Below are 25,034 nucleotides of genomic sequence, written 5' to 3' on the forward strand. Positions count from 1 at the left end.
ATTGTGATATTTTTATAAACTATTATAAATTTAAATTAACAGTTGTTAACCTTCTTCTATGTCGTGCGATTTTAAAAAATAATTGCAATAATATCAATGAATGTAAACGTTTAATTACATCTCTTTTATTTTAACAAATATCAATTTATATCAAACTATTATTTTTTATTTTATTTAGTAAATTTAAATTAATTCTTCACCAAAAAGAATTGCTTTACTAGACAAATCAGCAGCAAACCATGTTGAACTATCATATTCATCTAGTGCATAATTCCAAGCGATAACAAAATGAATTTGAGTTACTTCGTTTCTTTCAAGTGATGTAAGTGGCACAGAAAGTCCAGTATAGTCTTTCCTGTAATGAATTATATTGTCTGGAAATTCTTTATCCAATCGATTAAATTTATTCGCCATCATGTCTTTTTCATGTAATCGGTTTAGTAATGTATTTCCGTCTTGTGTTCCAATCGTCATTTTAAATTCATTATACTCAAATGTTATGGCATCTAGATTTTGTCCACTATCAGAACTACAAACAGTTTCCTTTAAATTGATTGGTATTAATTTTGTATCGAACTTACTTTTAAATTTTTAACTAATGGTTTAATCCTCCATATTCCAGCGATAACTTTTTCAACTTTCATTTGATTAGGGATTTTATAATCAGGGTTGCAAATTACTAATTCGGCAATAAAGAGATGCTGTTTATAACTAAGTAAAGTGCCTCCATTTTGGAGCTTAAAGCAATCCGAAATTTTAGTTAAGTTAGAGTAACGATCGTCATCAATATTTAGTTCCAACATAACTTGACCAAGTGGTGTTAAGATCTCTTTGTAACAGTTGTTTGCATGATCATGAGTATTTTTACTTTGAAAAAGTTTCATAATTCATTCTCCTATATTAATTCTATTGAATTCACAACAGCCGCTGGATCCAAAACAAATTAAAACTTTTAACCTTTCAAATGATCATCATTTTACTCAAGTTTACATATAAAACAAATGCATCGAGCCTTTTGACTTGATGCATTTCTTCTTTTAATAGAATTTAAAAGTAACGATACTATACTTTTTTAACAAACTCAGACTTTAACTTCATGGCACCAAAACCTTCAATTTTACAATCGATATCGTGATCACCTTCAACTAATCGAATACTTTTCACTTTTGTACCTATTTTAACGACAAGTGATGTGCCCTTTACTTTTAAATCTTTTATAACTGTCACTGAATCCCCATCATTTAAAATATTTCCGTTAGCATCTTTTACTACTTTTGTATCGTCATTCGTCTGTTCAGTTTCCATTGTCCATTCATAACCACATTCCGGACAAATTAAAAGATTTCCATCTTCATATGTATATGCTGAATTACACTTAGGACAATTAGGTAGATTTTCCATTGTTTTTCCTCCGCTCATTACTGAATCTATACTGTTTACCCAACTTCTATATACTCGCATACTCCTAACCTTAATACAAGATTAGATAATCATTATCGAATTTTAATGAAAGTGTTAAGGTTAATTTAAGAATTGACCTGTAAGATATAGATATAGATACAATCTTCTTCATTATGAAAGTAAGCCCCAATTATTTTCATATATAAAATAGCTCATGACTAGAGGTCATGAGCTATTTTGTTTTAAATTTCTAATAGATTTTTTTCAATTAAAGAATTAACTGCCGAACAAATTGCGATTTTCACGTGAGCATAAGTTAAACCACCTTGAACATATGCAATATACGGAGCTCTTATTGGACCATCTGCTGTTAATTCAATACTTGCACCTTGGATAAATGTCCCCGCTGCCATAATTACATCATCTTCATATCCAGGCATATAGTTTGCTGTTGGCGTAAAATGAGCATTGATAGGTGAAGCCGCTTGAATTGCCTGACAAAATGCGATCATTTTTTCTTTATCATCAAATTGAACAGATTGTATTAAATCGGTTCTTACTGCATCCCATGAAGGGTTTGTGTTCATACCAAGCTTTTCTAAAAACGCTGCAGTAAATAAAGCTCCTTTTAATGCTTGACCAGTGATATGTGGCGCCATAAAAAATCCATGATACATATCTTGTAACGCATAAAGAGAAGCACCAGCTTCACGTCCAATTCCTGGAGATGTTAAACGATAGCCACATTTTTCGACTAAATCTTTACGTCCTACAATATAACCACCTGTTTTTGCAAGTCCACCACCAGGATTTTTGATTAATGAACCTGCCATTAAATCTGCTCCTACATGGCATGGCTCTAGTTTCTCAACAAACTCACCATAGCAATTATCTACAAAAACAATGACATTTGGGTCAATTTCTTTTACAAAATCAATCATCTCTTTGATTTGTTCAATTGTATATGAAGGTCTTGTTCCGTAACCTTTTGAACGCTGAATACCGATTACTTTCGTATTACTTGTCATTTTATTTGCTACTTTTTCATAATTGATTCGTTCATCATTTACTAGTTCGATTGATTCATATCCGATCCCAAAGTCTTTTAATGAGCCATTTCCACTTTCCCCACGAATCCCTACGATTTCCTCTAATGTATCGTATGGCTTCCCAGTAATATATAAAAGCTCATCCCCTGGTCTTAGTACGCCAAATAAAGCAGTTGAAATTGCATGGGTTCCAGAAATGATTTGCGGTCTCACTAAACCAGCTTCTCCACCTAAAACATCAGCAAAAATTTCCTCTAATGTATCTCTTCCGATATCATCATAACCATAACCAGTTGTTGGGATAAAATGACTATCACTCACTTTATGCTTTCGAAAGCTTTGTAAAACTTTGAATTGGTTATATTCAATCACTTCGTCAATTTCTTTATGGGCTTCTGAAATTAATTTTTCAACATCTGCCACTAATGGTGCAATTTTTTCCCCGTTTGATAAAAATTCTAGCATTGATTATTGCTCCTTATATATTCTATATCTTTTAACTGTATCATAAATTGAATGTTCTTTGAAAACGTAACCAGTAATTTGATAAATTTCTGATTCTTCATTAAAGTTGATTGATTCAATCATCGTTAATTTTTTGATTTCATGAATCAATTTCCCTTCGTTTGCAGGTACAAACACTTCAAAATATTCCATGTATTGTTTACATTCAAATTCAATTCTTTGACGTAATTTACTTAAATCATCTTCATTTAAAGCACTCATTTCAATAAAACCTTCAGATGGTGATGGTACAAAGTCCTCATGAACTTGATCTATTTTATTATAGACCGTTAAAATTGGAATATTTTTAACATCTAAATCATTCAATAATTTAGAAACTGTTACTTCATGGCTTTTATAATTTTCATGAGATGCATCGACAACATGAAGAATGAAATCTGCTTCAGTTGCTTCTTCAAGTGTTGAACGGAATGCTGCAATAAGTGAAGTTGGTAAATCCTGAATAAAACCTACTGTATCAGTCAGTAAAGTTGTCATACCATTTGATAAAACAAATTTTCTAGTTGTAGGATCTAATGTCGCAAACAGTAAATCTTGTTCATACACATCTGATTTAGTTAGACGGTTAAATAATGTTGATTTCCCTGCATTTGTATAACCTACTAACGAAATATGAAACATTTCATTTTTCTTACGTCGCTCACGATAACGTTTACGATGTTCAACGATTATGTTTAATTGTTGTTTAATATCATCAATACGTTTTCGAATGTGACGACGATCAGATTCTAGTTTTGTTTCACCAGGCCCTCTTGTACCAATACCTCCACCAAGTCTTGATAACTCAGTTCCTTGACCAACTAATCTTGGCATCAAATATTGTAATTGAGCCAATTCAACCTGTAATTTACCTTCTTTTGTTTTCGCTCGCTGTGCAAATATGTCTAATATTAATTGTGTACGGTCAATTACTCTTTTTTCTAATCTTGCAGATAAATTACGTATTTGAGATGGAGTCAGTTCATTATTAAAAATAACAACATCAGGTTCTAACTCTGCAATTGCTGCCTCTAACTCTTCTACTTTACCTGTCCCTATGTATAATGCTGGATGATATTTAGTTCTTTTTTGTGAAGTGATTAAAACTACTTCTCCATTTGCCGTTTTTGTAAGTGATGCTAATTCATCCAATGAATAATTAAAACGATCATCATCTACATTTTGAAGCTGACATCCAACTAAAATGGCTCTTTCTCTCAATTCATTCGACACAAAATTCCACCTTTTCTTTTACCAATTATAAGCAATAAATATTCTTTACTCTTCACTGTCTCTTTATTATAATGATATCTGGACTATTTTTCATCTTTTTATTGGAGGGCAGGGGAATTGCTTTTTGGAAACATGGGAGTTATTTAGCATTATTGGTACTATTTCCTTTGCATTAAGTGGTGCAGTAGTTGCGATGGAAGAAGACTATGATTTATTTGGTGTCTATATTCTAGGCTTTGCTACAGCCTTTGGTGGCGGTGCATTACGTAATCTATTAATAGGTTATCCAATTAACTATTTATGGAATCAAACAACAAATTTTACAATTGCGTTAGTTGCGATGACAGTTATCTTTTTCTTTCCGCAATTATCAAATAAACCATTTAAAAAATTAGATATTTTATTCGATTCAATCGGTTTATCCGCTTTTGCAATTCTCGGTGCAAATTATGCCATGGAATTAAAATTACCTGTTAGCGCTGTTATTGTTGCATCTGTCTTAACTGGAATCGGTGGCGGAATCGTACGAGATCTACTTGCAAAAAGAAAACCAATGGTATTACATTCAGAAGTATATGCTTTTTGGGCAATACTTGTAGGCGTTTTAATTGGAAATAAATTTGTTGATACAAATTTTGAACTTTTATTATTATTCATAGTTATTGTTCTTCTTAGACTATTATCTGTACATTATAGTTGGAGTCTACCTAAAAGATCATTTAAAGGCTCTAGCTCTACAGTTAGTTTAAACGAATCAAGCACTCAAAAATTAAATTAAATTAAATTAAATAAATAAGTCCAATAAAAACAAACCTTTTAAAATGATGGTTTGTTTTTTTATTTTTTTATATTGTAAGAGTAAGACAAATAGTTTATATATTCCCCCACGGCTCTAACGCTTCTTTGCAACAATCATTACCACGAAAAAACAAACCCAAAAAAGCGTTTGTTTTCTTCACATAATTTACCTATACTTGCCAACACTATTTTAGAAATTTATTTAAAGGAGGAATTTCATTTGAAGAGATATAACATTACAAATCATTCAGTCGAAACAATTGATGAATTTTTGCTTCCAACTAAAGATGAAATTCTTTGGTATCACTTTAATCATAAATCCTTTGATGAGTTAACTACTATTATTGAAAGTTTAACTATTCACCCTTTAGCAAAAAAGAAACTTCTACATAGTGATCATAAGCCAAGAATAAATATCTTTAAAAACGAGGCAATCCTTTCCCTATATGCCTTAAGTAAGTTATTTAAACCAACAAAAATAAATATTCTTGTTTGCAGTAATTTAATTATTTCATATATAGAAGATCATGAAATAGATTTATTCAAATTTGTAACTAAGGAATTCAGTCAAAATTATATAAAAGTAGACCATGCTGGTCATGTTTTATATCAAATTTTCCATGAAGTTATTGAGAAGTTCCTTATCTCAATTGATCGGTTTGCAAATGAGATAAATTGAACGAGACTTATTTAATGACCCATTTCGAAAGGATTTAGATCAGAAAATTTTCAATTGGAAAGTTCAACTTCAAGATTTAAGGCAGCTTGTAGAACCGCAAGTAAATGTCATTAACCAAATTGTAGAAGCAGATTTTCCTTTCTTAAGTCAGGATGCAGGTTTTTATTTTAATGAATTGAAAGAGAATTATGAACGTATTATTAATGCCCTTGATAATTTTAAAGAAAGTATGGCAGGCATTATCGAGCTGCAAATGTCCTTAAAATCGGACCGTACAAATGATATTATGAAAACTTTAACACTCATAAGTGCCATTTTTTTACCGATGTCTTTTATCGCAGGATTTTATGGCATGAATTTTGGAAATATGCCTGAGTTAAAATGGAAATATGGTTATTTATATTGTATTGTCCTCAACATTTTAATTGGAGTCATTATTTCAATTTATTTTTACGTTAAAGGTTGGTGGGGTAGAAAGCACCAAATAAAATAGCAAATCGGTCAATTAATCGAGTCGATTTTGTCTGAAGTAAATAAGTCTTTTTCTTCGATCCTCATTAATATTTCTCGATTAAATTCGGTCTCAGATACTAATCTTGTTGCTTGTGTCCTAATCGATTTTTCAACAATATTACGGACAAATCGCCCATTACTAAAATGAGCACGATTTTCAAGTTTTGCCTTTTGGATAAAATCTCTTAATCGGTATTCCGCTTCCCGAGATATAATATATTCTCTGTCAACGAACATTTTTTTTGATATATCAAGTAGCTCCTTTACAGAATAATCCTGGAATTCTAAAATGAATGGAAATCTTGATTTTAGTCCAGGATTCAAACTTAAGAAATAATCCATTTCGGAAGAATAGCCGGCTAAAATCAGTACAAAGTCACCATGTTTATCTTCCATATGTTTAACAAGTGTATCAATCGCTTCTTTTCCGAAATCTTTTTCCCCACCACGGCCAAGTGAGTAAGCCTCATCAATAAAAAGAATTCCACCATTTGCTTTTTTTACTAAATCTCTAGTTTTTTGAGCTGTGTGACCAATGTATTCTCCGACTAAATCAGCTCTTTCTGCTTCGATTAGGTGGCCTTTTGACAATACACCCATTTTCAAAAATAATTGACCAATAATCCTTGCAACAGTCGTTTTTCCAGTTCCTGGATTCCCTTTAAACAACATATGCAATACTTGTTTTTCGGCTTTTAAGTTTAATTCTTCTCTTTTTTTATTAATAAATATCCAAGCATAAATTTCATGAATCATTTTTTTTATTTCTTCCATCCCAATTAAATGTCTTAATTGATCCTCTATCTCAATTAATAACTCATGTTTAGGCTGTTTCACTGTTTCGATACTTGGAATTGGAGAAACCTCTCCTCTTTTCACTGTATTAAGTACAACATTTATTTGGCCGTTATCTTTTAAACGAATTGGCTGCTCCAAACATGACACCTCTCTTATTCTGTCGAACATTTTTTTTATCTATAGGATAGCACTCCACGAGAAAACAGATTACAAGTCGTTTTATGCGCTTTTGAAAGTATTTTACTAAATAAGTTTTTTACTATTATATGTACGAACAATTAATTTCAAAACTTTTATTCTCCAGACTAACTGTTAAATGGATAAGATTGCTAAATTTTACTAAATTCTATTAACTTATTTGATATAATGAGAGAAAAAGAGAAGAGTTGATAAATTTGACGATCCCAAACTTAACGACTGCTACTTTACCTGATGTCATCTTGCAATTTGCCTCTCACCTAAATAGTAAAGGAAGAAAAGAATCTACTATTAAGCGTTATTGCTATGATTTAGAAGAATGTTACCGTTACTTTAAAAAAGTTAATGAAAGTTTTAGTACATTACAAGTTCAAGATTTTAATAATTATTTCTACTTTTTAACATCTGAACGTGGATATAATGAGAAAACGATGCATCGAATTTATGTCGTACTAAATCAATTTTATAAATTTTTAAACTCAAATAATTCTTCAATCGAGAATATCATTCCATTCACTAACTATTTAGCAGGACCTTCACGCGCCCTTTCAACGGACGATTTTATCTCTGAAGAAGAAGAAAAAATATTATTATCAATTGTTCAATCCACGACAGATTTGTCAGAAAAACAATTAAAAGCTAGATCATTTTTAATGGATCGTAATGAAATTATGATTCGTTTTATGCTGTTTTATGGACTGACTTTGAAAGAATTAATTGATTTACAAATGAGAGACATTAACTTCGCCTTAAATGAACTTGTTGTCCATAGCAAGGAAGGTGTGAAAAGAACAATTATTCTCACAAAAGAAGATCGAGTACTCTTATATAATTATTTTGTTACGATACCCGAGCCCGTAAGACCTCACTATCATTCAACTCATCCGCTCTTTGTTGCATTTGATTTTAATCGCATGACATTCCATTGGGTTTACGATACAGATTCACCGAAAGCACTAACGGAAATTGCATTTCAAAAAATGCTTAGGTTGGAAGTTAAAAGAGCCGGGCTTAGAAAAGGACTTTGCTCACAACATTTAAGAAACACTTTTATTCTACGGAAAATAAAAGATGGGTTATTAGTAGAAGATATTCAACAATTAGTTGGATTGAAGACCTCAGTTTCTTTAAAACGATACTTTCAATTTTTTCAAGAAAATGAACGCCCAAATAAAAAGGAGTTATGATGACGATCATCATAACTCCATCTTTTTATTGTGTAGAAACTTCCTTTTAGGAACTTGTATTTAGTTTTGCTTTCATAAGTTCTGCGATTTCTTTCGAAGAATATTTTTCTTCATTTTCCAAAGCTGCAATCACTTTTTCTCTTCTCTCACTCGAATGATTTTGACTTAATTTCTTTTTACCGATTAACTCTGTTACTTCAATTTTTAAACAAACAATTCCTGAAAGTAATTTTTCAACATACTCTGTGTGATCCTCGTATTTCCAAGGTTTTGATTGTCCTTTTTCAAAATAGTCGGTTGTTTTTAAAACGATTTGTCTCATTTCATACTTATTTTCAATTATTGTTACTTTTCCATAAGCATGGATTGCTGTATAGTTCCAAGTTGAAACTGTATTTTTCTCTTCATACCATGAAGCAGAAACATATGCATGTGGCCCTGGAAAGATGATTAAAGATTCCTTTCCATTCATCGTTTTCCATTGAGGATTTGGCTTAGCTAAATGTGTAATGATCACTAAATTCTCATCGTCTTCTTGTATGATAAATGGTAAATGAGTTGCTTCAATTTTTGCCTCGTCATTATTCGATAATAATATTCCGAAGCTATTTTTCTTCATTTCGGCTAATAATTGATTTAAATCTGTTTCTTTAAATTCTTTTGGAACATACATTTGATTTCTCCTCCTTCAGTTTACATAATATAATTATCTTCATTAAATTATCAAGCATATTAAAAAAGAACATTGACCATAAGATCAATGCTCTTTTTTCAAATTTATTTTACATTTCAATTTGTACATTTTTAGATGGTACAAACGTTGAAATTGCATGTTTATATATTAATTGTTGTTTACCTTCAACATCTAACAATACTGTAAAGTTATCAAAGCTTTTTACTTTACCTTTGATTTGAAATCCATTTAGTAAAAATACTGTAACCGCTAGATTGTCTTTACGTAATTGGTTTAAGAACTGGTCTTGAATGTTGATTGATGTTTTCATGTCCTTTTCCTCCTCTTCTACCTCTACATATATTTATTCGAGATGAAATAGCCCTTTCCTTCAAGTAGAGCTAAAATTTCCAGTTTTTTTATATCAAAATTATGTCCATCCATATCAAACCAATGGATGCTCATTTTGTTTCTAAACCACGTCATTTGCCTTTTTGCATACCTTCTTGAACTTTGTTTAATTAAATCGATTGCTTCTTCTTTCGTTAAGATTCCATCAAAATAATCGTAAAGCTCTTTATAGCCAATCGCTTGCACAGATTGACAATTTCGAATACCTTTGTCGTAGAGCATTTTTGCTTCATCTACTAGTCCTTCTTCCAACATTAGATCAACTCGTAAATTAATTCGATTGTATAGTAGCTCTCGATCCATCGATAATCCGATTATTTCTGCATCATATAAATACTCTGGCTCTTTTTTAAATGCGGTCTCTGAAAATTTTTGTCCCGTTAGTTTGAAAACTTCAATTGCACGGATTACTCTTCTGACATTATTCATATGTATTTGCTTTGCACTTTCTGGATCAATTTCTTTTAATTGATCATGTAATGCTTTATTCCCAAAGGCCATCGCAAAGCCCTCTAATTGGTTTCTTAAAAGCTCATCACCTTCTTGCTCAGCAAATTCATATTTAGTTAATACACTTTGGATATATAATCCAGTACCACCAACAATAATTGGAATTTTACCTCGATTAGCTATTTCTTTAATTTTCTCTCTAGCTAAAGTTTGAAAATCAGCTACTGTAAAAGAATCTTTTGGATCAAGGAAATCGATTAAATGATGCGGAATTCCTTCCTTTTCTTCTTCTGTAATTTTAGCTGCTCCAATATTTAATTCCTTATAAACTTGTGTTGCATCACCATTAATGATTTCTCCATCAACAGCTTTTGCAAGTTCAATACTTAGCTTTGTTTTCCCTACTGCTGTAGGGCCAACGATGACTATCACTTTTTGCATATTTACCATTGTAATCACATATACGCCTTTCTATACAACCTTTTCCTTACTTGTCTTACTAAATTTGAAAGTAGATAACTCTTTTTATTTATACCATATTTATACAAAAATTCCAATGCGTTGTGAATCAATTCACAATTTTGAAAGAAAGTGTTTTCATTTTATATTTGTCAAAGTAAACTATAAGTAATCTGAAAAAAAAATGAGGTTATACTATGCCTGATTGGTCTTATCATACAATTTTTAAACCAATGCTCTCAAAGCTTCCTTCAAAAGTTTCAAGAGAATTCATTCATAGTAACATGAATAAAATTTCAACTATGCCATTCGGTCCGAATCTAATCGAATTTCTCGGCCATTTAAACACTGACAGTTCCCTTGAAAACGAGATCCATCATTTGAAAATGAAAAATCAAATTGGATTGGCCTCAAAGATTGACCCCTATCTATCGGGCACAAATGCTTTTATGAATCTAGGATTTGGTGTGATTGAAATTGGACCTATTTCGATAAACCACACTTATACAAGCAAAAGTCCGCTCATTGATTTAAAACATAATCAATTAATCGGAACAGAGGAAAATAAAGTATTAACCGTAGAACAAACAGTACATCAACTTTCAAAATTACATAAGAAGATTCCCATTTTTGCTAGAATAGTTGGGAGTTTTGATGAATTTAAACTGATCGAATCAAGACTTTCTGATTTTGTTGATTTATTCATCTTAGAGCTTGATATAGCCAAAAATTTAGTAGAAAATAATTGGGCTTCGACTAAACCTATTTGTCTATCAATATGTCCAAAAGAAATCGATGTTTTTCTTAAACAAGAAAATTATCCATTCGATTCAATTTTGATTGAAGAAACTCCAAATAATACTGACTTAGAACAAAAAAATATTTTAATAAATACAATTCAAAAGTTAAAATCAAATCAGTTTGAAAAACCAATTTTTACAAAAGGCGGAGTGGTTGAACCGATTGATGCAATTGAATTAATCGATTCTGGAGCATCTTTAGTATTTTTAACTCATGGATATGTACTCAGTGGTCCTGGTTTACCAAAACGGATTAATGAAGCGATAAAGTTTAGAAGCAAAAAAGTGATGACTAGTTTAAGTGACGGATGGATTTGGTATTTTTTATTTGGCCTTTTCATGTTTGTTGGAGGATTACTTGCTCTATTTATTAGTTTAACTTCCATTGTCCTTCCATATGATGAGCACTTTTTAACGATTGATCGCGAATTAATTCTCCAGTTTAATGATCGAATTCTCCCCTTTATGTCACATGATCGAATGACACTTTCTGGGACGATTATGTCGGGTGGAATTTTGTTCATGTCATTAGCTAGAAATGGAATTAAACATCATTATCATTGGGCAAAGAAAGCATCTGACACTAGTGCATTCGTAGGTTTTTTAGCGATATTCTTATTTATTGGATATGGGTACTTTGACTGGTTACACGCTTTATTTTGGGTAATCTTATTAATACCATTCTTAATTGGTTTCTTTAAAACAAGAGGTATAAATAGAAGTCCAGAATCTGAAAATTTAACAAATAATGGCGTTTGGAAACTTAGTTTAATAGGTCAATTATTTTTTATTATACTAGGATTTTCGATTATAATCGGAGGATCTATTATTTCCTTTGTTGGCGTCACTACTACCTTTGTTAAAACAGATTTAAATTATTTATGTATATCACCTTCTGAGTTGAATGCTTTTAATCAACACTTAATCCCTGTTATCTCACATGATCGCGCTGGTTTTGGAGGTGGTTTAGTAAGTGTCGGCTTACTAGTACTCATGATTTCATTATGGGGCTTCAGACAAAATCAAAAATGGATCTGGTGGACATTATTGATTGGGAGCTTACCTGCGTTTATAACGGCGTTTGCAGTCCATTTTATGATTGGGTATACAGATTTTTATCATCTATTACCACCAATCATTGCAAGTTTGTTTTTATTAATAGGAGTCATTACATCTTATAAATTTTTGAATTTTACAACGACTAATTCAAATGAAAACACATTTCATGAAATAAGTAATTCTTAAAATTTGTCTAGAGATGGAATATAAAAAAGGAGCAATCCATAACGATTGCTCCTTTTTCGTGTGAAATAACATTTACTATCTATCTAATCATCCTAATGTGATTCACATTCATTTTTTAATCCGAAATCGGTAGGAGTATCTGGTTTTTCATAAGTTTTCTTTTCAGGTTGTGCCTATAATCTAAATCATTATTAAGAATATCTTTATACGATTAATTGGTTAACTTAAAATTCAAGTTTACTTTACATATGGTCAATAATTAAGATGTATAATTATTGGCTAATTTTATCAATTATATAACAGATTTTTTTAATCTAGAAGGATCCACGATCGATAGGAAACCCAAAAATAATGCTAGCAGACATGATTTCAAATTCATCTATTTAAGTTCAAGAATGTAATTTTTCTTGAACTTTTTTGCATTTATTTAAATGTTGTAAATCAATTCTGGCTTAAAGATAGAGGAATGAGGAGTATATAGATTTAGGACTTTGGTATTTCTATTTGATTACTTTTTGGAGGAAAACATTTAAGTTTAATAATTTTTATCATTAAGGATTACTTAACACAAATGGTTTGATTAATAATAGATAATTTAGAATTAATATTCAATTTACATAGTGCTTATATAATTGTCCATGTGATATTTTTCACCATCTCACTGAAAAAAATCAGAATTTCTAAATTGAGGCTGACTTCACTTTGAGAAGAAGTCTTAAGAAAGGTTCATTTGAAAAAGGAGGAGTAATAATTTATTGATATTTAACTATTTTTCACAGCTTATTAATTGTTGTAAAAATCTTTACCACGTCAAATTCACCTAATATTTGGGAAAATGTTCAATGAGTTGAAATCTTAAATTGGGTGGAAACCATGTACCGATAGTTGTAAAAGATCAAAGCTTACGAATTTTGCTCAAAACTGTCCATTAAGTGAGGGACAACAAAATTCGATGTTAACGGGGACCCCGTTATTACACGAATTTTTGCATCTAATCAAGACGACAAACGGCTATTTCATATAAGTGATATTCATTTTAAAGTCAAAAATATAATTTCATAGAAAAGTTTGTCTCTAATTTAGAACAATTCGCGGTAATCGTAGAAAATTAGAATTACTGGAGGTTTTCTGTAATGAAAAAAATTTTATCTATTTCTCTCGTATTAACGATAATATTCGTTATAGTATCAAACACCACAGACGCACTTGCAAACGATTCGGGTGCCAAACTCGTTAAAATCGACAATATGCAGCCGGTTAACGGACAAACGATCACCGCCAATGTAACCATGGGTCATGGTTCAATGGGCAAAAATCTAACATTTCAATGGCAAGTACAGGAATCACGTATCAGCGATCAATATATTAATGTAAAATCTGGTGGTACATCAAAAAGCTACACCGTAACGTTAAATGATATTGGTAAAAAATTGCGCGTTGTAGTTGGTTTACCATCCAATGGTGACAGAAAAACTTCATTGCCTACGAACGCAGTATTAAATGCCACCCCACTTATTGCATCGATGAAATTCGATAATAATTTAAAGGACGGTGCAAATCAAAGAAATTTGGAAGGGAAAGGAAATTATAGTTATGTAGACGGTGTATTACCCGGGACCAAAGCCCTTCACTTAGAAAGCGGTGACGGGAATTATGTTGGTACGAAGCATAGCTTGAATTTTGGTAATGACAGTTTTACCACATCCTTCTGGTATAAGGGTGACACTAACAATAATCAGGTAATATTATCAAACAAGGATTTTACTAAGAGCTCTAACGAAGGCTGGGCTATATTTACATCAGCCAATTCGGCCAATATGAATTTAGGATTCCCAACATCATCAGTAAAATTTGGGCGTGATACGTTTAATGCTTCTAATTGGCGTTACGTGACATTTGTTGTAGACAGAGATAAAATGCTCGGATCGTTGTATATTGATGGTTACAAAATGACTGAAATTTCACTTGGGGTAGGAAGTTTAGATACATCGAACCCATTAAATATAGGTAGCGACGGATTAGGCAAAAATGGCGGTAATTCATTCGATATTGCTGATTTGAATGTTTGGAAAGGTGCATTTAGCAGTGAAATGGTTCAAGCTAATTATAATAGTTACGCTGTAAATAAAGTAGATATGAAAGCACTTAACGACACAATTTCAAAAGCAAATAAAATAGTAACTGACGGTCTCGGTAACGACTACAGCCAAACCGATTTTGATTATTTGAAAAAGGTTTTGAATACGGCAACTAAGGTTGCCACCACGCAAAAAGTAAATTTATATACACAGGAAACCATTAATTATTACGAACGTGAACTAAACAACGCCATATTCATCTACCAAAAAAGTAATAAAAAGCTAACACCTGCAGGTTTAAATATGATTGTAGACAGCGACCCGGAAGTAAGTGCTAATCCCGCAACAATCGCGCGCATTGAAAAAGATTACAGAACAGAACTGAGGCTATTCCCACAGGCCGACGTACTCTTTATTCCTGGCGACGTTACTGGCGGTAACAACGCCAATGAATATGTGTGGATGAAAAATATGACAGACATTTACAATAAACTGAAAGGTGAAGGTCTGTTTGACAATACGAAGCTTTATATGGTACGAGGCAACCATGATATGGGCGGCGCTGAAAAATTTATTCCTATCGGTTCGGCGGGCGCGTGGAACGCCTCAACGAATTCATACGATAACAACTTCTTTAATAGTGCCTATAGGGTAAAGGTAAAAGGATATAATATTGTTGGATTTGACGGAAATTATAACAACGACAATACCGTGGGGAAAACCAAAGAATTACTAAACCAAATTAAAACAGAAGAAGATTACGACCCAACCAAACCAATATTTGTATCTTCTCACTACCCTATAAGCGGAACAGTATGGTCAGGTAGATGGAGCAGCGCAGCAAGTAATAATGTAGGTCAGTATATTGCCGACAATGACTTGTCGCAGGTAGTCTATATGTCAGGGCATACGCAATACGACCCGACCGACGAACGTTCTCATTATCAAGGTTCGGCTACGTTTCTCGACAGCGGTGCAAGTTCATATTCAAGTTATATTGATGACGGTCCATACGGCGGATATTTAGAAGGTGCGTATATCAACTATAAAACTACGCCTCGCATCGTGAATTTCCTAGAGGTTTACGGTTCAAAAATTATCATCAAACAATATAATTTAAGCACAGATGAATATGTAGGCATACCTTCTGTAAAAATCGTCGGTGAAGGCAAAAAGGCCTTTACCTATAGCAGAAGCGATATAAGAGAACTCATAGCTCCACAGTTTGAAGAAGGTATTACGGTAGATTCCTACAAAAACAACGAACTTGCTTTTACAATAAAGCAAGCAAATGACAATGTGCGCGTTTTGGAATATAATATTCAGCTTATCAACAAGCTCAACGGTAAAGTTGAAAAATCGTTTAACAGTCTTTCGCTTCCGCTAGACAAGCCATTCGATGAATACAGGCATTATAAGTTTACAGATCTGTCGCCGACTACTCCATATATACTCAGGGTATTTGCCGACGATTCCATGTATAACCGTTCTTCTCAGGACATTAACATTGAGGCTCAAAATGTTAATTTAAACAGCATTACTTCGCCTGCTGACATAACAGGGGTGACAATCGGAACGGCGAAGACAGCTGAAGCCCTTGGATTACCAAAGACAGTATCGTTGGATACCGATGCAGGTTTGGGACAAGCCGATGTGACATGGAATGTAGATGCTTCAAACTATGATTCTACTGTAAAGATTGCACAGACCTTTACTGTAAATGGAACTGTAACAATGCCAACTGGGGTGAAAAATTCAAATAACGTTCCTTTGACAACAAGCATTAAAGTAACGGTTAATAAGATCCCCCAGTCTAAAATGACTGCAACGGCGACAAGTCAGGAAACGATTGGTGAAAATAATTCAGCATCTATGGCGATTGACGGAAATTCACAAACTTATTGGCATACAAAGTGGGATAAATCTGATGTTCTCCCCCAATCGATCACCTTAAATCTTGGAAGAACTTTCCCAATCAATAAGGTCGCGTATTTACCAAGGCCAACGGGCAGTAACGGCAATATTACAGGATATAAAGTTTATGTGAGTACAGATGGAGTGAGTTTCACTAAAGTTGTAAGCGGAACTTGGGCAAACGACAATGCGGAGAAAGTTGTAACATTTGATCCGACAGATGCATCATATGTCAAACTGGAAGCAACTACTGGTGTTAACGGCTGGGCATCGGCCGCGGAGATTAGCGTCCTTCAAACAGAAACTATAAAGAATTAGCTTCTAACTTAAAATAATTTATTGTTTGAATTCATGTAGGTGTCATTACATTAACGAAATTTAAGATAGATTGGTAATGCAACTGGGGGGAGATCAATTCTCCCCTATCGATTTGATAGATTAGTAGAACCAATATTTCATGAAAAGAGGTCCCACTTTGAAGCAGCGTTCATTTCTGTCCATTTTCATCATCATATTCTTTTTATTTTTTGGGACTACTACAACTTCAGCGCATTCCATAGATATGAGTTACTCGGATTTAAACATTGAAGCGAACGAAATTCTCTATGAACTTTTTATTGAACAAAAAGATTTGTTTCCACAATTCGGTAATGACTTAGATAATCTCGTGAATGATGAATCGGCCTCTCAAAAAATCGAATCCTATCTACAGAAAAGCCTTCGCATAGATGTGGATTCTAAGCCCTTAACGATGGAATTAGTTTCGATGAACATGGCGCAAAAGGGTGTTATAAGAGGCGTGGAATTTCAAATGAGGTTTATCGCCGATGAAGACATCAAACAATTTAATCTTCATTATGATTTGGTGTTCGACGATGTCCCTGCTCATACGAGTGTACTCATGGTTCATGTAGGAGATTATTTACAGCAGAATATGATTGATAGCACGAATAAAGATATTCTGATCAAACTTCCTAAGGATCCTCCTAATGAACTTCCAAAGGATCATCCCAAGTACCTTCCCCAGCCTAAGATTGGTGATGTGTTATGGAAATACTTTAAGCTTGGAATCGAACACATTTTGTCAGGTTATGATCATTTGCTATTTTTATTATCCTTAGTATTAATCACAACTAGACTCAAGGATGCGTTGAAGATTGTTACTGCTTTTACAATCGCACACAGCGTTACACTCTTCCTAGTGGCGACCGGTCGCATTCACGTAATCTCGTACTGGGTCGAATCTTTGATAGCCCTGACAATTTGTTATGTGGCAGTAGAAAACATATTTGTTCAAAAGGCAAAATGGCGGTGGCTATTGACGGCCATATTTGGTTTGATTCATGGTATGGGTTTTGCCGGAGCCTTGGCTGAAACTGGACTTCCAAAGAGTAATCAACTTGGCTCTCTCCTGACGTTTAATTTAGGTGTGGAAGCTGGCCAGCTCATGGTCCTATGCCTTTTACTTCCTTTTTTGCTATTGCTACGACGTTTCCCATGGTATCGTAAAATGGTGGTCTCAATGTCTTGCCTTATTTTTGCGCTGGCATTTTATTGGTTTATTCAAAGACTGCAATGAGGCGGCCATAATTGTTATCCATAAAAATTAATAACTAGTGTATGGTTACATTCAAAAAGGTAGGAAAAATTCCTACCTTTTTTCACTCATCACCGACTACAACGTGTTTTTTTCGTAACATGTAATAAACAGGAAGTCCAATTAACGTTAAACCAATTCCCCAAAAAGCTAAAATAGTTTGCGTCATAAGTGTATTAACAACGATAAAGACTCCCCCAATTATTGCGATTGAGAGAACGAAAGGTAAAAAAGGTACTCTATAAGGCCTTTTTAGATCCGGTTCCCGTTTTCGTAAAATATAAACCGCAATAAATGTTAATGTATAGAAGATCCAAATGACAAATACTAACATGTCCGTTAATAAGTCAAATCCACCTATAAACATCATAAATATGGCAACTATTAGGATAAATAAACCAGCATTGTATGGAACTCCAGTTTTAGATAATTTACCAAACCAACTACTAAAAGGAAGTTTTTCTTCTCTAGCCATCACATATGGAACCCTCATACCAGTCATTGTATAGCCATTAATTGTACCAAATACTGAAATCAAAATTCCGATTGAGACGAGTTTCCCTCCAAAATTACCGAATAAAACTTTCGAAACTTCAGTGGCTGGTGTAGATGTACCAGCTAATTGCGCTGCAGTTAATACAAATAAAAAGGATATGTTAATCAAAATATAAACCGCCATTACAGCTGCTAAACCGAATACGATTGCTTTTGGCAAATCATTTTTAGGGTTTTTCATTTCTCCGGCTATATTTCCTACAAGTATCCAACCATCATATGCAAACATCGTAGCAAGTAAAGCTGAACCAAGTGCTGGCAAAAAACTTCGATCACTTCCTACCTCAACTGGGAAAAGCTGAAAAGTCACATTTCCTTCATGTAATAATCCAAATATAATTAAAATCGCCAAAGGTATAAGTTTACAAAACGTAAAAAGTGATTGAATACTACCAGCAGTTTTTGCTCCTAGAAAATTCATTAATGTGATAAAAATTGCAGTAACTACAGCAATAATCGTTACTGTGAATTGATTAGAATTGGCAGGAACCCCAAAGATGGAAACTGCTTGGGTACCAAATATGATCGAAAGCGCAGCAATATTAGCTGGAAAATAAATGATTGTTTGAGCCCATCCAAGTAAATAGGCTGTCAGATCTCCATATGTATGCTTTAAATAGGCAACCATTCCTCCTGTTTTTGGTATTGCTGCGGCAAGCTCAGCTCCGGATAAACCAGCACAAATTGTAATGATTCCTCCAATAATCCATGCTAATAAACCTAAGCTTGCAGATCCTGTTGCGCCATATACAGCCGTGGCTTTAAAGAAAACTCCACCACCAATTACAGTACCAATTACAGTAGTTAAAGCTGCAATAAACCCCATTTCTCTTCTTAGTTTATTTTCCGACAATAGGATCACCCATTCTTAAAAAGATCACTTTACTTCATTCCCAAAGAAATGTTCACAAACACTGGAAATTCTTTCTAGATCAACATTACCACCAGATATGATTGCGACTACTTTTTTATCTTTTATATATTTTGAAGCTTTACCTGATAAAATTACTGCTGTCGCTAGAGCACCTGATCCTTCCACAACTGCTTTACCGCGCTGTAGTAAATCCTTCATTGCGACTTCTATTTCATCCTCACTCACTAGGATGATTTCAGTTACTAATTCTTTTACAATTTCATATGTTAATTTCCCTGGAACCTTAACAGAACAACCATCGGCTATTGTAGGAGCTGTATAGTTACTCACTATTTCTCCGGCGTCTATTGATGCTGTCATGCCATGTACATTCTCTGCTTGAACACCAATTATGTCTATTGAAGGGTTAAATGATTTCAAAGCGACTGCAATTCCCGAAATGAGACCACCTCCACCTATAGGTACAATTATTGTATCAACATCCCAGAGATCATCTAAAATTTCAATACCAATAGTCCCTTGACCAGCCATAATGTAAATATCATCGTATGGATGGATGAATGTTTCGCCAGTTTCGTCTCGTACTTTAGCACAATAGTCTTTCGCATCATCAAATGTATCACCGTATAAAATGATATTTGATCCGTATCCTTCTGTTGCTTCAACCTTTGCTTTTGGTGCAGTTGAAGGCATGATGATTTTACTTTTAATATGTAAAAGCTTTGATGATAAAGCGACACCTTGAGCATGATTTCCAGCTGAACATGCGATAATTCCTTTACTTCTTTCTTCCTCAGTTAAATGAGAAATTTTATTAAATGCACCTCGAAATTTAAATGAGCCTGTTAATTGCATATTTTCAAGTTTTAAATAAATCTCTCCGTCCGACTTTGAAGTTAAATAAAATGATTTTACTAAAGGTGTTTTTCGAACTTTACCTTCCAAAAGTTCATATGCAGTTTTAATCTCTTTAATCGTTAATGGTAATCCCTTATGATCTAAATTATTCATCTTCTAACTTCCCTTTTTATTAGCATTTTTATTTACTTTCTTGATACATGATAAGTTTGTGTCAAAGTACAAAACAAAATACCACAAACAGGGATTAGTAAAGGAAGAGAAAATAAAAAAAGGAGACCATGGCGTGGTCTCCTTTTTTCAGTGTGTAGACAAAATACTAAAAACTTGATTTTCAGACTGATTGNNCGCTTGTCTTTCGAGGCGCGAAGTCTGGTGAGGAGCGGAGTTACCCTAAACGGTAATGAGCACCGCAGACAGGCGAAGCAACGAAGAAAGCGAGCGTTTGGCGGGCAGTCTGAAAAAGAAGGAGACATCTGTCTCCTTCTTTTTTATTTAAGCTTGAGTTACGTTTAACTTTGCAGCTAATTTATTTAACATATCTTCAGACATACGATCTAAATCAAATTTTGGATCGAAGCCCCACTCTTCTTTAGCAGCAGAGCTGTCAATTGAATTTGGCCATGAATTGGCAATTCCTTGACGAATAGGGTCAATGTCGAAATCTACTGTAAATTCAGGGATGAATTTACGAATTGATGCCGCGATTTGAGTTGGTTCAAATGACATTGCTGAGATATTAAATGCATTACGATGTTTAAGTTTTGAAGGATCTGCTTCCATTAACTTAATAATTGCATCAATTGCATCAGGCATATACATCATATCCATGTAAGTTCCTTCACCGATAAATGATGTATATTTCTTATTTTTTAATGCTTCGTAATAAATATCAACAGCATAATCAGTAGTACCTCCACCTGGCACTGTATCATAAGAGATTAAACCTGGGAAACGTACACCGCGAGTATCTACGCCAAATTTTTCAAAGTAATAATCACATAATAATTCACCAGCTACTTTTGTAACACCATACATTGTAGTAGGACGTTGGATTGTATCTTGTGGTGTGTTATCCTTTGGTGTTGCTGGTCCAAATGCACCAATTGAACTTGGAGTAAAGAATTTTAAGCTTAATTCTCTCGCTACTTCAAGAGCATTCACTAATCCACCCATGTTTAAGTCCCAAGCTAATGTAGGTTTTGCTTCTGCAACAGCTGATAAAAGAGCAGCTAAGTGAATGAACGTATCAATTTCATACTTTTTAGCAATCTCTAACATTTTTTCTTTATCCATTACATCTAAAATTTCAAAATGACCTGTTTCTAAAATTTGACTTCCTTCAAGACGGCGAATATCTGTCGCAACAACATTTTCAATACCGTATTCATTTCTAAGACGCATAGTTAATTCTGAACCGATTTGTCCAAAACAACCAGTAATTAATATTTTCTTCATTCCTTAGTCCACCTTATAGTAATAAAATATCGAAATTATTATTTAAAATTATTTAATAACGTTTAATTCGCGACCAACTTTTTCAAAAATAGCTAAAACTTCATCTAGCATTTCTTTAGTATGCGCAGCTGTTGGCATATTACGAATACGACCAGTTCCAAGTGGTACTGTTGGGAATACGATTGACTTCGCATAAACTCCCTCTTCATATAGACGTTTAGAAAATTCTTGTGTAAGATTTTCATCACCGATAATACATGGTGTAATTGGTGTTTCAGACTCACCAATATTAAATCCTAGTTTTGATAAACCAGCTTTTAAGTAATCACCATTTTCCCAAAGCTTTTCGATTTTTTCTGGTTCTTCAGACATAATACGAATTGCTTCAATACAAGCAGCAGCATTTGCTGGTGTTAAAGAAGTAGAGAATAAGAAAGGACGTGCACGAACTTTTAACCAATCGATTAATTGTTGTGAACCAGCAACATATCCACCTACAACTCCAACTGCTTTAGAAAGTGTACCAATTTGGAAATCAATTTTATCTGATAATCCGAAATGCTTAACTGTTCCTGCTCCTTTACCCATAACGCCAGAACCATGAGCATCATCGATATATGTAATTAAGCCAAATTCTTCAGCAATTTTTACGATATCAGGAATATTTGCTACATCTCCATCCATAGAGAAAACTCCATCTGCAATGTACATAACCTTCTCATATAAACCACAAGTTGTTGCTTCTTTTGCTTTTTCACGTAAATCATCCATATCTTGGTGTTTTACACGAATAATTTTTGCCCCAGAAAGTCTGCATCCATCAATAATTGAAGCGTGGTTTAATTCATCAGATAGAATAGCATCTTTTTTTGTCATTACTGCTGAAATAGCACCCATATTACAGTTAAAACCAGATTGGAATGCAATAGCAGCCTCTGTATGTTTAAATTCAGCGATCGCTTTTTCAAGTTGATCATGGATATCCATCGTACCATTAATCGTACGTACAGCTCCTGCACCAACTCCATATTTTTCAGTCGCTTCAATAGCAGCTTGTTTTAAACGAGGATGAGTCGCAAAACCAAGATAGTTATTTGAAGATAAATTTATAAATTGTTTACCACTAATTTGAATAGTAGCTTCGTTAGAACCTTCTAAAGAGTTAATCTCATTATAGAGCCCTTTCTCCTTTAACTCAGCTAATTGTGGAGTTAAAAATGCTTCTAATGTCTTGCTTGACATAAATACCAGCTCCTTAATTAAGTTTATTTATCTAAAAGGAGTAAGCCCCCATTTTATATCTATTAGTTATTATTAAATAAATATAAAAAATTATCGTTTTATTATTTTCCATTTTTGTAAGAGAAAATTTTTTATGTATTGATTACAATATACTTATTTGAGGCTTTCCGAATTCAATTATAAATCGGTTACAATGCATTAGGAATACTTTTATTCAAAATTTATTCGAAAAAGGTAGAATTTAAATTATTATAAAAATTCATATAATTCGAATATTATTCAATTTGTTTTTTTAGTAAAACATCTAGTGGTTAAAAAGGGGTGAAAGAATGATCCCGTTGATTTAAGTCTGAGTAGTAAATAGATGTTTGAAATGTTGCAAATAAAAGATGTAGCGCAGCGATACAAATAAACATTTGAGAAGTGCAAATAAACGATGTAGCACTGCAATAAAACATGTGAAAAGTGCAAAAAAAAGATGAAATCCTGCAATTATACAGTGAACTGCAATTAAAATCCGAAAACCGCAATTAAAATTAGCATATCTGCAATTAAATCCCAAAGAATCGCAAATAAAATAAAAAATCACCTATACAGGTAATGGTATTTTGACTTAAAATCTGTGCAGTTAAGATACTTTCTTATGGAAAAGAATCATTTCTGCTCTCATTCCAAACTAAATGCAATAAAAAATTTCTTATTCTCACTAAAAAAGATCGACCAAACACTCGTACATTCATATATGGGGCGCCTATTTGTCAATTAAACCGACACATAAGACAGCCCCATAAAGTATATATTATTTTTTCACAAAACTAAGTAATAAAATTTTATTCTATTATAAATTAGTCAATTTAGGCTCTAATTTGAGTGCCAACGCCTTGTCTGACTTTCTTTTCATTCATTAAAAAACGTGATAATCCAACTGTTACGATTAAAGAAACCACTACAGGAATTGAACCCAACCATGTAATTGAACGGATGGACAATTGACTGACTGCAAGGCCTCCGATTGCTGCACCAAATGCAAAGCCTAATTGCATCATTGACTGATTTAAACCTAATAAAACATCTGATGAATTTGGAGAAATTGTTGCTAAATTAAATTGTTGTGTTGCACCAGATGACCATCCCGAAAATGACCATAATGTAAGGATAATAATCACTGTATTGATTGAACTAGAAATGAATGATAATAATAAAATTGATAAAATATTAAGTACTAAACCTCGTTTTAAAGTAAGCGTAATTCCCCACTTATCTGCACTGAATCCCCCGAATTTAGATCCAAATAAACTAGCTATACCAAGTATTAGAAGAGCAAAACTTAATATGTGATCGCTCATCTTAGTAGTTTGAATAAGGTACGGTGATAAATAAGTAAATACGATCCCATATCCGCTCATTAAGAAAAAAGTAATAGATAAAGCTAATGCAATTTTTGGTTGTTTAATTAATGAAATTTGCTGCAATAATGGAATTGGTTGATCACCATGTGTTTGTGGAATTGTTTTTACGATAATTGCTAAAGAAATTAAAACGAATATGGCCACCCCAAGAAAGACTAATCTCCAATCATAAGCAGCTGCTATAAATCTGCCAATCGGAACCCCTATAATCAGTGAAGCAGTAAAACCCATGACAACAGTGGCAATTGAACTTGCCTTTTTATCTGGTGGAGCAATCTTTGCAGCCAAGCTAAGTACTGTTACAACAGTAACTCCCGCACTTAACGCCATTATAATCCGCGCAACCATAAACAAACCATAACCAGGTGCAATTACTGCTAATAAATTACCTAAAATAAATACGCTTAAAGAAAAAAGTAGTAATTTTCGGCGTTCCATTTTGGCTAATACTGCCATTAATATCGGTGTACCGATCGCATAAATCAATGAATACACCGTAATTAGTTGTCCTGCAGCTTCAATCGAAATACCTAATTCATCGGCCATTTTATCTAAGATTCCGGAAATAACATATTGTGAAGTTCCTACTAAAAAGCTTATCATTGCTAAAATATAAATTTTCCCTTTATTTGTCATAAAATAATTCCTTTC

General features: G+C 33.3%; 19 protein-coding genes and 1 pseudogene. 6 read left to right on the forward strand and 14 right to left on the reverse strand.

Annotated features, from left to right (window positions below; all coding sequences use genetic code 11):
• Positions 1–183: 183 nt before the first annotated feature.
• The 5 genes from CN946_RS19705 to hflX form a co-directional block, all read right to left on the reverse strand.
• Positions 184–474 carry a hypothetical protein gene (locus CN946_RS19705; protein ID WP_098862650.1) on the reverse strand — a complete coding sequence of 97 codons (291 nt, stop codon included), beginning with the start codon at positions 472–474 and terminating at the stop codon, positions 184–186.
• Positions 475–560: 86 nt separating this feature from the next.
• The gene (locus CN946_RS19710) at positions 561–884 is read right to left on the reverse strand and encodes a hypothetical protein (protein WP_098862651.1); all 324 of its coding nucleotides are present in this window, start codon (positions 882–884) and stop codon (positions 561–563) included.
• Positions 885–1,062: 178 nt separating this feature from the next.
• A complete protein-coding gene (locus CN946_RS19715) occupies positions 1,063–1,401 on the reverse strand; it encodes a zinc ribbon domain-containing protein YjdM (RefSeq protein WP_098862652.1) in 339 nt (112 codons plus the stop codon).
• 242 nt (positions 1,402–1,643) lie between these two features.
• Positions 1,644–2,915, reverse strand: coding sequence for a methionine gamma-lyase family protein (locus tag CN946_RS19720; RefSeq protein WP_098862653.1), 1,272 nt, complete (start codon positions 2,913–2,915; stop codon positions 1,644–1,646).
• 3 nt (positions 2,916–2,918) lie between these two features.
• Positions 2,919–4,187, reverse strand: coding sequence for a GTPase HflX (gene hflX / locus CN946_RS19725; RefSeq protein ID WP_098862654.1), 1,269 nt, complete (start codon positions 4,185–4,187; stop codon positions 2,919–2,921).
• A gap of 124 nt (positions 4,188–4,311) precedes the next feature.
• Here hflX and CN946_RS19730 point away from each other — a divergent pair, with 124 nt between their 5' ends.
• Positions 4,312–4,965, forward strand: a complete 654-nt coding sequence (locus CN946_RS19730; RefSeq protein ID WP_286133990.1) for a trimeric intracellular cation channel family protein — start codon at positions 4,312–4,314, stop codon at positions 4,963–4,965.
• Between the two features lie 291 nt (positions 4,966–5,256).
• Positions 5,257–6,157 (forward strand): annotated as a pseudogene (locus tag CN946_RS24125) (magnesium transporter CorA family protein).
• An 8-nt stretch (positions 6,158–6,165) separates the two neighbouring features.
• On the opposite strand, the gene CN946_RS19745 reads toward CN946_RS24125, so the two are convergent.
• A complete protein-coding gene (locus CN946_RS19745) occupies positions 6,166–7,113 on the reverse strand; it encodes an AAA family ATPase (protein WP_098862657.1) in 948 nt (315 codons plus the stop codon).
• 257 nt (positions 7,114–7,370) lie between these two features.
• On the opposite strand from CN946_RS19745, the gene CN946_RS19750 reads away from it, so the two are divergent.
• Positions 7,371–8,360, forward strand: a complete 990-nt coding sequence (locus CN946_RS19750; RefSeq protein WP_286133991.1) for a tyrosine-type recombinase/integrase — start codon at positions 7,371–7,373, stop codon at positions 8,358–8,360.
• Positions 8,361–8,406: 46 nt separating this feature from the next.
• On the opposite strand, the gene CN946_RS19755 is transcribed toward CN946_RS19750, so the two are convergent.
• The 3 genes from CN946_RS19755 to miaA all read right to left on the reverse strand — a co-directional run bounded on the left by CN946_RS19755 (position 8,407) and on the right by miaA (position 10,350).
• Positions 8,407–9,033, reverse strand: a complete 627-nt coding sequence (locus CN946_RS19755; RefSeq protein WP_098862658.1) for an FMN-binding negative transcriptional regulator — start codon at positions 9,031–9,033, stop codon at positions 8,407–8,409.
• A gap of 109 nt (positions 9,034–9,142) precedes the next feature.
• A complete protein-coding gene (hfq, locus tag CN946_RS19760; protein WP_056470298.1) occupies positions 9,143–9,364 on the reverse strand; it encodes an RNA chaperone Hfq in 222 nt (73 codons plus the stop codon).
• 23 nt (positions 9,365–9,387) lie between these two features.
• Positions 9,388–10,350, reverse strand: a complete 963-nt coding sequence (gene miaA / locus CN946_RS19765; protein WP_483295408.1) for a tRNA (adenosine(37)-N6)-dimethylallyltransferase MiaA — start codon at positions 10,348–10,350, stop codon at positions 9,388–9,390.
• A gap of 200 nt (positions 10,351–10,550) precedes the next feature.
• On the opposite strand from miaA, the gene CN946_RS19770 reads away from it, so the two are divergent.
• From CN946_RS19770 to CN946_RS19780, 3 genes are all read left to right on the forward strand, one after another.
• Entirely contained in the window at positions 10,551–12,398 is a 1,848-nt protein-coding gene (locus CN946_RS19770; protein ID WP_098862660.1) for a beta/alpha barrel domain-containing protein, read from the forward strand.
• A 1,133-nt stretch (positions 12,399–13,531) separates the two neighbouring features.
• A complete protein-coding gene (locus CN946_RS19775; protein WP_176547383.1) occupies positions 13,532–16,708 on the forward strand; it encodes a discoidin domain-containing protein in 3,177 nt (1,058 codons plus the stop codon).
• A 157-nt stretch (positions 16,709–16,865) separates the two neighbouring features.
• Positions 16,866–17,969 carry a HupE/UreJ family protein gene (locus tag CN946_RS19780; protein WP_098862661.1) on the forward strand — a complete coding sequence of 368 codons (1,104 nt, stop codon included), beginning with the start codon at positions 16,866–16,868 and terminating at the stop codon, positions 17,967–17,969.
• Between the two features lie 82 nt (positions 17,970–18,051).
• On the opposite strand, the gene CN946_RS19785 is transcribed toward CN946_RS19780, so the two are convergent.
• The 5 genes from CN946_RS19785 to CN946_RS19805 form a co-directional block, all read right to left on the reverse strand.
• Positions 18,052–19,368: an APC family permease gene (locus tag CN946_RS19785; protein ID WP_483295409.1), complete on the reverse strand. Its 1,317-nt coding sequence runs from the start codon at positions 19,366–19,368 to the stop codon at positions 18,052–18,054.
• 51 nt (positions 19,369–19,419) lie between these two features.
• A complete protein-coding gene (gene tdcB, locus CN946_RS19790; RefSeq protein WP_098862663.1) occupies positions 19,420–20,427 on the reverse strand; it encodes a bifunctional threonine ammonia-lyase/L-serine ammonia-lyase TdcB in 1,008 nt (335 codons plus the stop codon).
• A 342-nt stretch (positions 20,428–20,769) separates the two neighbouring features.
• A complete protein-coding gene (locus tag CN946_RS19795) occupies positions 20,770–21,732 on the reverse strand; it encodes an L-threonine 3-dehydrogenase (protein WP_098862664.1) in 963 nt (320 codons plus the stop codon).
• 48 nt (positions 21,733–21,780) lie between these two features.
• Complete coding sequence (locus CN946_RS19800) at positions 21,781–22,974, reverse strand: glycine C-acetyltransferase (RefSeq protein WP_098862665.1); 1,194 nt, start codon at positions 22,972–22,974, stop codon at positions 21,781–21,783.
• Between the two features lie 854 nt (positions 22,975–23,828).
• On the reverse strand, positions 23,829–25,019 hold the full coding sequence (locus tag CN946_RS19805) for an MFS transporter (protein ID WP_098862666.1): 1,191 nt from the start codon (positions 25,017–25,019) through the stop codon (positions 23,829–23,831).
• Positions 25,020–25,034 lie beyond the last annotated feature (15 nt).

Origin of the sequence: Bacillus sp. AFS053548 (genome assembly GCF_002575105.1) — a bacterium.
GTDB lineage: Bacteria > Bacillota > Bacilli > Bacillales > Bacillaceae_G > Gottfriedia.

What these genes read in the sequence shown, in the direction of transcription:
- CN946_RS19705 (WP_098862650.1), bottom strand. Translation starts at nt 474, where the DNA reads ATGACGATTGGAACACAAGACGGAAATACATTACTAAACCGATTACAT.
- CN946_RS19710 (WP_098862651.1), bottom strand. Translation starts at nt 884, where the DNA reads ATGAAACTTTTTCAAAGTAAAAATACTCATGATCATGCAAACAACTGT.
- CN946_RS19715 (WP_098862652.1), bottom strand. Translation starts at nt 1,401, where the DNA reads ATGGAAAATCTACCTAATTGTCCTAAGTGTAATTCAGCATATACATAT.
- CN946_RS19720 (WP_098862653.1), bottom strand. Translation starts at nt 2,915, where the DNA reads ATGCTAGAATTTTTATCAAACGGGGAAAAAATTGCACCATTAGTGGCA.
- CN946_RS19755 (WP_098862658.1), bottom strand. Translation starts at nt 9,033, where the DNA reads ATGTATGTTCCAAAAGAATTTAAAGAAACAGATTTAAATCAATTATTA.
- hfq (WP_056470298.1), bottom strand. Translation starts at nt 9,364, where the DNA reads ATGAAAACATCAATCAACATTCAAGACCAGTTCTTAAACCAATTACGT.
- CN946_RS19770 (WP_098862660.1), top strand. Translation starts at nt 10,551, where the DNA reads ATGCCTGATTGGTCTTATCATACAATTTTTAAACCAATGCTCTCAAAG.
- CN946_RS19775 (WP_176547383.1), top strand. Translation starts at nt 13,532, where the DNA reads ATGAAAAAAATTTTATCTATTTCTCTCGTATTAACGATAATATTCGTT.
- CN946_RS19785 (WP_483295409.1), bottom strand. Translation starts at nt 19,368, where the DNA reads ATGGGGTTTATTGCAGCTTTAACTACTGTAATTGGTACTGTAATTGGT.
- tdcB (WP_098862663.1), bottom strand. Translation starts at nt 20,427, where the DNA reads ATGAATAATTTAGATCATAAGGGATTACCATTAACGATTAAAGAGATT.
- CN946_RS19795 (WP_098862664.1), bottom strand. Translation starts at nt 21,732, where the DNA reads ATGAAGAAAATATTAATTACTGGTTGTTTTGGACAAATCGGTTCAGAA.
- CN946_RS19800 (WP_098862665.1), bottom strand. Translation starts at nt 22,974, where the DNA reads ATGTCAAGCAAGACATTAGAAGCATTTTTAACTCCACAATTAGCTGAG.
- CN946_RS19805 (WP_098862666.1), bottom strand. Translation starts at nt 25,019, where the DNA reads ATGACAAATAAAGGGAAAATTTATATTTTAGCAATGATAAGCTTTTTA.